The organism is Rhodococcus sp. MPR-R1B (assembly GCF_058793255.1).
Genome location: NZ_JBXAFO010000003.1, coordinates 276,392 through 288,145 on the forward strand (window position 1 = coordinate 276,392; position 11,754 = coordinate 288,145).

The 11,754-nt window shown below is 62.8% G+C and carries 11 protein-coding genes; 6 read left to right on the forward strand and 5 right to left on the reverse strand.

Annotation, left to right across the window (positions count from 1 at the left end; translation table 11 throughout):
• Nucleotides 1-27: 27 nt before the first annotated feature.
• The 4 genes from AC1Q61_RS06555 to AC1Q61_RS06570 all read left to right on the forward strand — a co-directional run bounded on the left by AC1Q61_RS06555 (nucleotide 28) and on the right by AC1Q61_RS06570 (nucleotide 6,612).
• A complete protein-coding gene (locus tag AC1Q61_RS06555; protein ID WP_492651099.1) occupies nucleotides 28-1,773 on the forward strand; it encodes an Ig-like domain-containing protein in 1,746 nt (581 codons plus the stop codon).
• Nucleotides 1,774-1,877: 104 nt separating this feature from the next.
• Nucleotides 1,878-4,019, forward strand: a complete 2,142-nt coding sequence (locus AC1Q61_RS06560; RefSeq protein WP_492651098.1) for a phosphocholine-specific phospholipase C — start codon at nucleotides 1,878-1,880, stop codon at nucleotides 4,017-4,019.
• 80 nt (nucleotides 4,020-4,099) lie between these two features.
• The gene (locus AC1Q61_RS06565; RefSeq protein ID WP_492651097.1) at nucleotides 4,100-5,569 is read left to right on the forward strand and encodes a cellulase family glycosylhydrolase; all 1,470 of its coding nucleotides are present in this window, start codon (nucleotides 4,100-4,102) and stop codon (nucleotides 5,567-5,569) included.
• Between the two features lie 98 nt (nucleotides 5,570-5,667).
• Nucleotides 5,668-6,612, forward strand: coding sequence for an alpha/beta hydrolase (locus AC1Q61_RS06570; RefSeq protein WP_492654880.1), 945 nt, complete (start codon nucleotides 5,668-5,670; stop codon nucleotides 6,610-6,612).
• A 109-nt stretch (nucleotides 6,613-6,721) separates the two neighbouring features.
• Here the strand turns inward: AC1Q61_RS06570 and AC1Q61_RS06575 are convergent, their stop codons facing one another.
• Complete coding sequence (locus AC1Q61_RS06575; protein WP_007730275.1) at nucleotides 6,722-7,048, reverse strand: winged helix-turn-helix transcriptional regulator; 327 nt, start codon at nucleotides 7,046-7,048, stop codon at nucleotides 6,722-6,724.
• 56 nt (nucleotides 7,049-7,104) lie between these two features.
• On the opposite strand from AC1Q61_RS06575, the gene AC1Q61_RS06580 reads away from it, so the two are divergent.
• The gene (locus tag AC1Q61_RS06580) at nucleotides 7,105-7,989 is read left to right on the forward strand and encodes an SDR family oxidoreductase (protein WP_050654988.1); all 885 of its coding nucleotides are present in this window, start codon (nucleotides 7,105-7,107) and stop codon (nucleotides 7,987-7,989) included.
• Between the two features lie 61 nt (nucleotides 7,990-8,050).
• Here the strand turns inward: AC1Q61_RS06580 and AC1Q61_RS06585 are convergent, their stop codons facing one another.
• Both AC1Q61_RS06585 and AC1Q61_RS06590 read right to left on the reverse strand, forming a co-directional pair.
• Nucleotides 8,051-8,179 carry a hypothetical protein gene (locus AC1Q61_RS06585; RefSeq protein WP_492651095.1) on the reverse strand — a complete coding sequence of 43 codons (129 nt, stop codon included), beginning with the start codon at nucleotides 8,177-8,179 and terminating at the stop codon, nucleotides 8,051-8,053.
• Between the two features lie 179 nt (nucleotides 8,180-8,358).
• Nucleotides 8,359-8,931: a TetR/AcrR family transcriptional regulator gene (locus tag AC1Q61_RS06590; RefSeq protein WP_492651094.1), complete on the reverse strand. Its 573-nt coding sequence runs from the start codon at nucleotides 8,929-8,931 to the stop codon at nucleotides 8,359-8,361.
• Nucleotides 8,932-9,076: 145 nt separating this feature from the next.
• On the opposite strand from AC1Q61_RS06590, the gene AC1Q61_RS06595 reads away from it, so the two are divergent.
• Complete coding sequence (locus AC1Q61_RS06595; RefSeq protein WP_492651093.1) at nucleotides 9,077-9,421, forward strand: DUF2867 domain-containing protein; 345 nt, start codon at nucleotides 9,077-9,079, stop codon at nucleotides 9,419-9,421.
• Here AC1Q61_RS06595 and AC1Q61_RS06600 read toward each other — a convergent pair whose 3' ends face one another.
• Together AC1Q61_RS06600 and AC1Q61_RS06605 are read right to left on the reverse strand one after the other, a co-directional pair.
• A complete protein-coding gene (locus AC1Q61_RS06600) occupies nucleotides 9,422-11,047 on the reverse strand; it encodes a cation:proton antiporter (protein ID WP_050654985.1) in 1,626 nt (541 codons plus the stop codon).
• 39 nt (nucleotides 11,048-11,086) lie between these two features.
• On the reverse strand, nucleotides 11,087-11,752 hold the full coding sequence (locus AC1Q61_RS06605; protein WP_492651092.1) for a YoaK family protein: 666 nt from the start codon (nucleotides 11,750-11,752) through the stop codon (nucleotides 11,087-11,089).
• Nucleotides 11,753-11,754: the final 2 nt, after the last annotated feature.

Sequence of the window (11,754 nt, forward strand, 5' to 3'; positions counted from 1 at the left end):
ACTGTGAGCAGAAACCAGGATTCGTCGATGAACTCGAAACTGTTACGCGGCTCTGCGATTGCAACCGTCTCGGTACTGGCCGGCGGGTTGTTCTCCATCGTCGGCGGCGGGACCGCCTCTGCTGCCCCCGAGACCAAGAGCGTGGCCTTCACAACTGCATGCCATGTGCGCGAGATGGACGGTGCGGCAAGCCCGATCACGTTCAACGAGACGCTCGGCTCGGGGGTCACCATCACCGCACCGACCACCGCGGCACCAGGTGAGACCGTCACCTACCGCGTGCAGCCGAACGAGATGAAGGCAAACAGCGGCGGCCATGCCAGCCGTGGAGTCGTGCATTGGGCCCGGATCAAGTACGACTTCGACATCCCGTCGGGCGTCGAATTCGTGAGTTCCCAGCTTGTGGCGGACAGTGCGTACGGCCTCGGATCCGACAGTGCCACTCCAACAGTCACACAGATCGACGACGGCGGTAATCCATCGGCATCCGGTACGCACCTGCGTATCTCCGGATCGAATCGGACCATCGGAAACGGTCCGTCCTCCGCGGTTCGATCGAGTGACGGCATCATCGTCGGTGCCAACACCAAGTTCCGACTCCCCGCAGTCGACGTCACAGTCAAAGCCGGTGCGGCTGGTAGCGAGATCAAGCCTTCGCTGCGAGTTTCCGATCCTGGCTCCGCCAACTACGACGATGACCGAAATGCGCTCACATTCGTCCAGCGCGAAAAGGACGTCTTCGGAGTCAACTACTGGGAGCGCTACAACTGCTCCCCGCGGGACAACAGGAATTCCGGCCTCAACGCCGGTGGGCAGGCCCTGACCACCATCTACGTCAGCCAACCGACAACCACCACAATCCAGATGCCCGGCTCGATCCAAGCCAGCACACCGACAGAGCTTGTCGCAAAGGTGGATCCGGCTCCGGTCAACGGAAACGTGCAGTTCAGGGTGGACGGCGCTGACGTCGGTACACCTGTCACGCCCGGTGCCGACGGCACTGCCCGGCTACCGCATACCTTCTTCACCGCCGGAACCGCGCGGGTCTCCGCAACATTCCAGGGAATCAACGGATTCCAGAGTTCCAACTCGACAGAGGCGATGGTCACGGTGACTGCCGCACCTGTCGTCAAGCAGACCGACACTGCCGTGAACGTTCCTACCGATGCAAAGACGGGCGTATCGGTGTCGCTGAGGGCGCAGGTCACGCCGACCCCCACTGGTGGCACTCTCCAGTTCAAGGATGGCGCTGCAAATATCGGTGCCCCGATCCCGGTGGGCGCTGACGGAAAAGCCACTCTGGAACACGCATTCACCTCGGCCGGATCTCATGCAGTGTCGGCCTACTACTCCGGCGCAACAGGATTCATGCCGTCGATGGCATCAGCCCAAACGGTCACCGTGTCTGATCCCGCGCCGTCCGATGTCACCACCTCGACCTCACTGGCAGCTCCCGCGACGGCCAAGCAGAATGTCGCGGCAGAACTTTCCGCAACGGTCAGTCCTAATCCGGGCGGGGGTTCGGTTCAGTTCTTCGACGGTGACCAACCCATCGGACAACCCGTTGTCGTCGGAGTCGATGGTGTGGCGCGACTGACGCACACTTTCGCATCGACGGGCGATCATCCGATCAAGGCGGCATACGCCGGGCGAAGCGGATTCACGCAGTCTGCGTCGGACGAATCCGTCGTAAAGGTTTCTGCTGCGCCTGATGATGGCGGAAACGGTGGCTCGGGCAGCCTCGGTTCGCTGGGCGGTCTCTTCGGTTCCTGATCGCATTTCTCTCGACACTGTTGCCGCTGCACCGATTCGGAGCAGCGGCAACAGCATGTCGCGGCCGTAGTCATAGCACTGATTGATTGATCGATGGAGCACAAGTGTCCAGGAATTCCTTTTCTCGACGGTCGTTTCTCGCCGCCGGGGTCGGTGCGACTGCAGTCGCCGCCGCTTCCCTTCTGCCGCCGTCGCTTCAACGTGCACTGGCGACACCCGCAAACTCCGGCGGGCTCGATTCGATCGAGCATGTTGTCCTCGTCATGCAGGAGAACAGATCTTTCGACCACTACTACGGCGCTCTGAGGGGTGTTCGCGGCTTCGGGGATCCGAATGCGTTGCGTCTACGCAGCGGCCAAAGCGTCTTCGAGCAACCCGGGCTTACCGGTCCGGTGCTCCCCTTCCCCATCCGCGATTCCGCTGCGGCACAACGCATGGACACCCAGAACGTCACCGGGCTGGATCACAGCTGGGCGGGCGGACATGCCGCACTCGCCGACGGCTGGCACGACGGTTGGATTGCGGCAAAAACCGGTACGACGATGGCGTACTACGACCGGCAAGACATTCCCTTTCATTACGAACTGGCGGACTCGTTCACGATCTGCGACGCCTACCACTGCTCCGTTCCGACGTCGACGAGCCCCAACCGGAACTATTGGGTCTCTGGATACACCGGATACGAGCCCCGTGAGCTGAATCCATTGGGTTCGATGGAGTCATTCGGTTCGAGTGGGTCGTCGGAAACCGGGGGCCCGGAGGGAAGAGCTGTAACCAATGCTGCCTACAACCCCTGGCACGCCGGCTACGGATGGACGACGGTTCCCGAGCGGTTGCAGTCCGCCGGCATTTCCTGGAAGACCTACCAAGAGTGGGACAACTTCGGAGACAACAACCTCGAATACTTCACTGCCTTCAAGAAAGTGGCGGCAGGGCTGCTTGGTCGGCCAAGCCTGCTCCCCTACGAACTGCAGACCTTGGCCGGGTTCTATCTCGCCCTGCCGTCGATGCCGGCGCCGGTCCAGGACGCAGCGGTACTGGCCCTCGAGAATGCTGCAGACCAACTGTCGCCTGCTGATCGCCAACTCTACGATCGCGCACTGTACCGATCCCGGCCCGGCACACTGGCCGCCGAGTTCAGGAAGGACGTCGAGTCGGGCCGACTGCCGCAAGTCAGTTATCTCGTTCCGTCCGAAGTGGATTCGGAGCACCCATCGGGATCGTCACCTGCGGCGAGCGCAACACTGCTCTATCAAGTGCTCGACGCCGTCGCCTCCGATCCCGATCTGTGGGCGAAGACGGCCGTGATCGTCAACTTCGACGAGAACGACGGGTACTTCGACCATGTACCGCCACCTCGACCACCGCGCTCGGTCGAAACCGAATGGATCGGCAATCAGCCGCTCGGCCTCGGCCCGAGGGTGCCGATGACGATCATCTCGCCGTGGACTGTTGGCGGTTTCGTTTGTTCACAAGTGTTCGACCACACGTCCGTCACGCAGTTCCTGGAGAAGCGGTTCGGAATCACGCAGCCGGAAATCGACCCGTGGCGACGCACGGTGAGTGGCGACCTGACGTCGGCGTTCGACTTCGCCAACCCGCGTAGTCGACCGACTTTGGCGCGCCCGCAACCCACTCCGGCGCTGGAACCGCGGTGGACACCGACCCCGCCCACCGAACAGAGAATGCCTCTGCAGGAGAACGGCACTCGACCAGCACGGGCCCTTCCCTATCAGCCCGACGCCTACACGACGGTGAACCCGGAAACCGGCTCGTTGGCGGTCCATCTGGTCAATGCCGGTGCCGCATCAACTCACCTGGCCTTGTACCCGTACGCAGGTGAGTTCGACGAGCCACGGCATTACGACCTCCTGGGTGAGGTCGATGACACCGTTGCGCTCAGTGATCGCGTCTACAGCCTGACCCTGTTGGGTCCCAATGGTTTCAGGCGCGAGTTCAGTGGAGCTACAGACAGTGCGGCAGCCTCGCTCGACGTCTCGACAACTGTCGACGCAGGGACGCGCGCGCTTGTACTGACGGCGAACAATTCCGGAAGTCGTGCACTGACGGTCAATGTGGACGGAAACCGACGCAAACTCGCTGCCGGTGCACACTCTCAGTGGACGGTGCGTTCGGTGGACGGCTGGTATCAGGCCGCCGTGACGGTCGACGAAGATCCTGAATTCAAGCGCGTGCTCGTCGGACACATCGAAAACGGGCGTACCAGCGTAAGCCAACCGACGTGAATCGACACCGAGCGTTCAAGCCCAGGGCTGAAGCCCCAGTCGGACAAGTCAATCCATCCACACATCCAGGAGGAGTTTCCGTGCGTCGTATCCCGCTCTCAGCACTGATAGTCGCGGGCTCACTGATACTGGGCGGCGGCATTGCCGCGGCTCAGGGCAGCCTGCCCACGTCGGGGAGCGCCGGTGGCACGTCGGTGCCACCGTCGTACCTGACCGATGACGCCGGGCGCTCCTTGATCCTGCGAGGGTTCAACACGGCGTCGAGCGCAAAGAGCGCACCCGACGGCATGCCGAAGTTCACCGAAGCCGATCTCGAGCGCGAACATGCCGACATGGGAACAAATTTCGTGCGGTTCCTGATCTCCTGGCGTTCGGTGGAGCCAGAGCCGGGACAGTACGACCAGGAATATCTGGACCGCGTCGAGGACCGGGTCAGCTGGTATGCCGAGCGCGGCTACAAGGTCATGCTCGACATGCATCAGGACGTCTATTCCGGCGCGATCACACCAGAGGGCAACAGTGGCAACGGCGCAGGCAACATCGGCAACGGCGCGCCGGCCTGGGCGACATACATGGACGGCCTTCCGGTCAGCCCTCAAGACCGGTGGGAGCTGTACTACGTCCAACCCGGTGTGATGCGTGCATTCGACAACTTCTGGAACACCACCGGCCAACATCCCGAACTGGTCGAGCACTACGCGAACGCATGGCAGGCGGTGGCCGAACGTTTTGCAGGCAATGACACCGTCGTGGCATACGACCTGATGAACGAGCCGTGGGGCGGTTCCCTCCAAGGCCCCGCATTCGAAGGTGGGCCCCTCGCTGCCTTGTATCAGCGAACCACCAACGCCATCAGGGAAGTTGATCAGGACAGCTGGGTGTGTGTGGCCCCGCAGGCCGTCGGCGTCAACCAAGGTGTCCCCAGCGGGCTCACGAAGATCAACGACCCACGAGCCGGCGAACAGCGAATCGCCTACTGCCCACACCTGTACCCGCTGCCCCTCGACCTCGGTGACGGATACTCCGGCCTCTCACGCACACTCACCGACGCGACCATCGACACCTGGCGCGACAGCGTCGAACACATCGCCGGAAACGTACTCGGCGGCGTTCCGATCATTCTCGGCGAATTCGGGCTCGACACAACACTGCCCGGCGCAACCGACTACATCGACCGCGTCTACACGACCGCCCGAGAACTCGGCGCGGGTGTCTCGTACTGGTCCAGTGATCCCGGGCCTTGGGGCCCGTACCTGCCGGACGGATCGCAGACACTCCTCGTCGACACCCTGAACAAGCCGTATCCGCGTGCCGTCGCGGGCACACCCACCGAATGGTCCTCGACCGTTGACCGCCTTCAGCTGACGTTCACCCCGAACCCCGCGGTGACGGCACCGACCGAGATCTATCTACCCGAGAGCGGCTTTCCCGGCGGCGTCGACGTCGCGGGCGCCGACATCGTGAACTGGAACCCCCAAAGCCGTCTTCTCACAGTGGAAACCGCGGACGACGCGGGCCCCGTCACAGTCACGGTGACGCCGGCAAGCTGACCGCGAGCGCCGAGATTCCTGGATATTTGTCCGGTTCTTTCGTAACGTACAAGCGACGGGTGATCGGCCGACGGAAGGCGAGTATGTCCACGGAGAAGATGTCTGTCCAAGATCGTGTTGCGCGGGTGGTGCTCGATGTCGTCGGCGCCTTACCGACCGGCGCGCAGCGCATTCTCGGTGGCAAGCCGAAGGAGATCGACGGGCAGACTCTGCACCCCGAGATCCAGCTTGCGCTGAGATTGCTCTCAGCGGTCGAAGGTACGAGCTTCGAGCATCTTCCGGTCGAAGAGGGACGGGCTCAGATCGACGCCGAATCGCGACTGTTCGGCGGTACGCCCATCGACATCGAGACGGTACGTGACCTCGAGATCCCGGCCGGGGATCACGCGATTCCGGCTCGGCTGTATCGCCCGGCCGGAGTCTCAACGCCCGCTCCACTTTTGGTGTACTTCCACGGCGGCGGGTTCGTCCTCGGCAGCCTCGAGAGCGGCGACAGTGTGTGCCGCTTCCTGGCCCGCCACGGCAAGGTCAGTGTGTTGTCGGTGGACTACCGGTTAGCACCGGAGTTCCCGTTCCCCGCCGGGGTCGATGACGCCGTCGCCGCATTCCGGTACTGCGTCGAGCATGCCACAGATCTGGGTGCAGATCCGAAATCCATTGCGGTAGGCGGAGACAGCGCGGGTGGGAACTTGGCTGCCGTCGTCGCGCAGTCCACGACCGAAGACGACGTCAAACCAGTATTCCAACTGCTCTTCTTCCCCTGGGTGGACCTTTCGTCGAAGCGCCCTTCGCACAAGATGTTCGGCACCGACTTCTTTCTCACCGACGCCCAACTCGACTGGTATGCAGCCCATTACCTGTCGGGCGGCGCTTCGGCTCTCGACCCGCGAGTCTCACCGCTGCTCACTCCGGACCTGGCCGGCCTACCGCCCGCGTACGTTGCCGTCGCCGGTTTCGACCCACTACGCGACGAGGGTGAGGAAACGCGGACCGGCTGCGAGAGGCCGGAGTCCCGGTTGCACTCAGGCGTCACAGTGGATTGATCCATGCCTTCGTCAACACCACCGGTGTCGGCCATACCGGTCAAGATGCGATGTTCGAGGCCTGCGGCGCTCTGCGGGTTGGACTTTCGGGCCCGCACTGAGGGCAGGGTCACGAAACGGGGAGTGCCAGATCCGCCCACTCGACCATCGCTTCGAGCACGGAGCGCAGTTCCATCCCCGTCGCGGTGAGTTCGTACTCCACTCGCGGCGGCACCTCGGCGTAGGCAGTCCGGGTCACCAGATCGAACTCCTCGAATCGCTTGAGTCTGGCGGACAGTGTCCTGGGACTGATGCCGGGCAATGCGCGTCGTAGTTCCGTGAAGCGCATCGGGCCGTGCGTGAGCTCACGAACGATCAGCGTTGCCCACGGTCCGTCCAGAACCAGCAGAAAGCGCGCGACGCCGCACTCCGGAAGCTCGTGACCTGATTCACTCATCGATTCCCCATTAGTTCACTTGAAGTAACTGGTTCCCAATCTGAACTATAGGCGTCATGACTTACACAGTGCATGGCGCCACCGGCGCACAGGGTTCTCCCGTTCTCGCGGGATTGGTCGCGGCTCTCGCCGGATCGACAGGTGCCGAAGTCCGAGCAATCACCCGCAACCCCGACCAGACGTTCGAGGGTGCGAACACCGTCGTCGCGGACAATGCGTCAGTCGACTCTCTCGCCGACGCTTATCGCGGGGTAGACGGGGTGTTCTTCCACCTGCCACTCGCCGGTGACACCGAGACGCTAGCTGGTTACGCCCACAACGTTCTGGCAGCAGCAAGAGTGACAGGTCCTTCGCGGTTCGTGATCTCTACCAGCGGCACGGTGACCCGCGACGCTACTTCGCCGCTTGCCGGTCCCAACACACCCGTTCTCTCCGAGCTCGTCGACGGACTCCGCGCCGAAGGTATCGCGGTGACCGTCCTGACCCCGCGTTTGTTCCTCGAGAATCTTCTTCTGCCCACCGTGCTGTCGGGGGTGAAAGACGAAGGGGTCCTGCGTTACCCACTACGTGCCGATCTCGCGGTCGCATGGAGTTCACATCTCGACGTCGCTGATGCAGCCGTTGCGGCCCTGACTCTCGACGTAGCACCGGACGCGGTCGACATCGGACAGATTCCGGCGATCACCGGCATCGAACTGGCCGTAGCATTCGCCGAACACTTCTCGCGCGCGGTAACTTTCGAAGCCGTGACGCCCGATGCCTTCGGTGCGTCGATTGCGCCGATCATCGGAGGGGGCGCAGCAGCCGGGGTTTCCCAGCTCTACACGGGACTCGAATCTGCCGACAGCGTCGCGTTCGACTCCGCGACGGGTTCTGCCGTTGCCTTGGGCATCGTCGCCCGCAGCACCCGGGCCTGGCTGGTAGATCTCGGAGTGAACTGACCGGAGCAACGCAATCGGCCGGCTCCGCGAAGTATCGCGTGGAGCCGGCCGATTTCCGGGGTTACTGGTGCGTGCGGGTCTTCAACTGGCGGTTCAGCTGCCGACTCCCGAAGTCCAGACCGGCACCGTCACTGGTGGCCAGCACGGTGAGTCCAGCGGCGACCAGCAACGAAATAAGCACAACGCTCATGGTGAGTCACCTTTCTTCCTGTCGTGAAACGGTTTTGCGCCTCCGGGAAATGTCGACATATCCGGCACCCCACTTCAGCTGACCTCAAAGTATCTGTAACTATGGGTTACGCGCAATGTGTGGTCCCTCACCTGAAAGCGCAGGGTGATGCGCAGATCACGCTGCGTTCGACGGCGAACTTACCTGGCCAGAACCATATTCACGAACTCGTCGGCGAGCGCCTGAGCGTCCGCACCGCTGCCAGGAACCACATCGGGCGCACTGTGTACCAATTGCATCTGCCCCAGGTACATCGAATAGGCAAGTACGCCACGATGTTCCGCTTTCTGCCTGTCCATCCCCAGATCGACCAACAACGTCACGATGTAGGTAACTCGACGCTCGGTGACACGTCGAACCGCCGCCGAAACCAAAGGATGGCCGATCCCGGCAAGCAGTTCCAACTCCGCACGGCGACCGGCCAATCCGGTCGTGACCGAATCCACCAGACGACGCAACCTCACCTCCGCCGGTTCACCAGAGGACTCGACGGAGGAGATCAGTCTCTCGGTTGCCAAAACTTCCCACCGGCCGAGCGCAGCTTGCAGCAATTCGTCGCGGTTGGCGAAGTGCCAATAAAAGGAACCCTTGGTCGATCCGAGCGTGCGCGCCACCTTTTCCACTGCAACTGCATCAGGCCCATGGCTTGTCAGAGCCCGGAAAGCTGCATCGATCCACTGGTCACGAGAGAGTCGGGCGCGGGCATTCGTCACCTCCGTACGGTACCGTATGGGTAAGTTCCATACGGCACCGTACGGAGGACGAAATGACACTCGCTTTCAAGGCAATGCCTGCACCGGACTGGGCAGAAGCCACCACGATCACCATCCCGGCTGTTCCGACCCATACATCCGAGGAGTGGGCGCAGGCAGTCTTCGACGTCAGGAATGTCCCCGCACCCGTCCTCGCGATGTTCTGGCTCAGGGAGCGGATAGTCGGACTGCTCGGCATCGCAAGGGACGCCCCGACACCTTTGCCGTCGACAAGATCGCCGACGGCGAGGCCCTCATCGAAGCGGACGAGAAACACCTACGATTCGTCGCCTCGGTTCAGGCCGACAACGACGCCGGCCTCCTGCACGTCGTCACCGCCGTGGAGCTGAAGAACCGCGCGGGCCGAATCTACTTCGCCCCCGTTCAGGTACTGCACGGCGTGATCACGCGGGCAATGATGACGTCTGCTCGAAAGCGCCTGTGCACGTGATCAACCGTCCGGGCCGCCCCTGAGTTCGAGACTGATCTGATCGGCATCCAGCGCGGCAAGTGCCGATCCGAGCATCCGTGCGTCGAACACGCCATCGTCACGTGCGTCGAGCAGTGCCTGACGCTGCGCTTCGATCACGTCGAGGCGGATCCTCTTCTTCGACCGACCCTCTGGCGGAACGACACTCGCAGCAGCATCTTCGAGGAGGTCGAGCAACCTGCGATGCTCGTCTAGTTCGGATTCGGTGAGGTCCTGCGCTGCCGGACCGGTCGCCACTACGACGCGCTTCAACGTCCCACCCTGAAGGATCAACGAGCCTGCTGCCACCAGGAACGCAACCAAGATCAGGAGCGATCGACTCGGGGTGTCTTCCGGCAGAGTCTGCGCTGCAGCCAGAGTGACCGCCCCGCGCATGCCGGCCCAGATGACGATCGTGCCTTCACGCCATCCCAACGGCGCAGCGAGGTAGTAGTCGATATCGGCAACCGTCCGCCGAACCCGAACCTTGAACCTTTCCATCTGATTCGCCGAAGGTGCCCGGCGCCTGCTGCGTCGTTCGTCTGGCGGGTAATCCTCGGGATTGTCGAGGCGATTCGCGATGTCGGAGAGTCTGGGTTTCATGCGTTCACGAAAATTCGCCCGCGCTTGGAGCGCTCGCAGGAGCGGGGCCACGTACAGAGCCCGCACCAAGATCGTGAGGAACAGTGCACCCGCCGCCACGAAGACCGCCGTGGATATGCCCTCGTGGTCGACCCGGACATCGTCGACTATCGACGAGAGTTCGAGGCCCATCACCAGGAAGATCGCACCTTCGAGGACCAATTCGACTGTGCGCCAGTTCTGGGAGTCGGACAACCGGTGTCGCGGTGACAGCTTCCGAGGAGCGTCGTAGCCGGTGACGAGCCCGGCCACGACTGCAGCAACCAACCCTGACGCACCCAACTCTTCGGCGGGGATCGCCGCCAGAAACGGCACCGTGAACGAGATGACCGTGTTGACCGTCGAATCGGTGACACGGGCGCGAACCATCAGGTTGACCTTGCCGACGACAACTCCGATGACCGCGGCCACGACGACGGCAAAAGCGAACTTGCCCAACACACTCCACAGCGACACCGATGCGGCGGCCCCGGCGATGGCAGTACGCAACAGAACCAGAGCGGTGGCGTCGTTGAGCAGGCTTTCGCCTTCGAGGATCGACACCACCCGCGGCGAGACCGGGAGTTTCTTGACGATGGACGTCGCGACGGCATCCGTCGGGCTCACGATCGCACCGAGTGCAATGCCCCACCAGATACCGAGTCCTGGTATCACCCAGGAGAAGAACACACCGAGAACAAGCGCACTCACGACCACGAGCAGAACGGAAAGCCCACCGATGGCACCGAACTCACGCCGAAACTCCATCGACGGCATCGAGACCGAGGCGGAGTACAGCAGTGGCGGAAGCACGCCTGCCAGAATCCATTCCGGGTCGATGTCCACTGCTGGGACAAATGGTAAGAGGCTGACAACGATCCCGGCCATCACCAGAATCAACGGTGCTGCGACTCCGATCCGCGCTCCGAGCGTCGAGGCCGCGACGATTCCGAGCAGTCCGAGCACCACGATGATCAGAGCATCCACTGCTTCCCCCTGTACCCCCGGATTTGTGTCTGGCTCTTTCTACACCTTTGCCGGAGACGGGGGCGAGACCTGCCAGGCAACGGCGATCAGAACAACCGTGAACGCCGATGCGGGCCACAGAGCGTGAAGACCGATCCACCGATGAACGAGCGCACCGACCACCGCGCCCGCGATCAACCCCGCGCACATCCCGAAGTGCTGCAGCCACGCCCACTTCGGGCCACCCAGAAAGGCTCCGGTGAGACGCTGGCCCATCTTGACCAGCGCACCGGTCATGTACGTGACACCGATCGTCACCTCACCGTCGCGTTGGAACACCGAGTTGACGGCTCCCATCGCCAGGGCCATCGCCGAAATCGCGCCTGGGGTGACGTCGAGGCTGCTCATCACCGAACCGATGGCCAGCAGTCCAGCCACAACCGCAAGCACCGTGACCTTGCGGGTCCGGACGGAGTACCGCTCCGTGAAGTGGGTGACGACGGTTCCCAGCGCGATTCCCAGGAGGAAGAGCACGATGATGCCGCCTGCCACCCGCGCGGTCGACCACACCCCGTCGGCAAATGCGACGCTCGCCTGCGTCATGTTGCCGCTCATGAACGAAACGAAAGGCCCACCGAGCGTGATGAATCCGAGCGCGTCGACGTAACCGGCCAACCCGGCGAGCGCTGTCGCCAGGCCGATCAGCGACCTGCTGTATCCCGTCACCC

What these genes read in the sequence shown, in the direction of transcription:
- AC1Q61_RS06580 (WP_050654988.1), top strand. Translation starts at nt 7,105, where the DNA reads ATGACTTACACAGTGCATGGCGCCACCGGCGCACAGGGTTCTCCCGTT.
- AC1Q61_RS06570 (WP_492654880.1), top strand. Translation starts at nt 5,668, where the DNA reads ATGTCTGTCCAAGATCGTGTTGCGCGGGTGGTGCTCGATGTCGTCGGC.
- AC1Q61_RS06585 (WP_492651095.1), bottom strand. Translation starts at nt 8,179, where the DNA reads ATGAGCGTTGTGCTTATTTCGTTGCTGGTCGCCGCTGGACTCACCGTG.
- AC1Q61_RS06575 (WP_007730275.1), bottom strand. Translation starts at nt 7,048, where the DNA reads ATGAGTGAATCAGGTCACGAGCTTCCGGAGTGCGGCGTCGCGCGCTTT.
- AC1Q61_RS06555 (WP_492651099.1), top strand. Translation starts at nt 28, where the DNA reads ATGAACTCGAAACTGTTACGCGGCTCTGCGATTGCAACCGTCTCGGTA.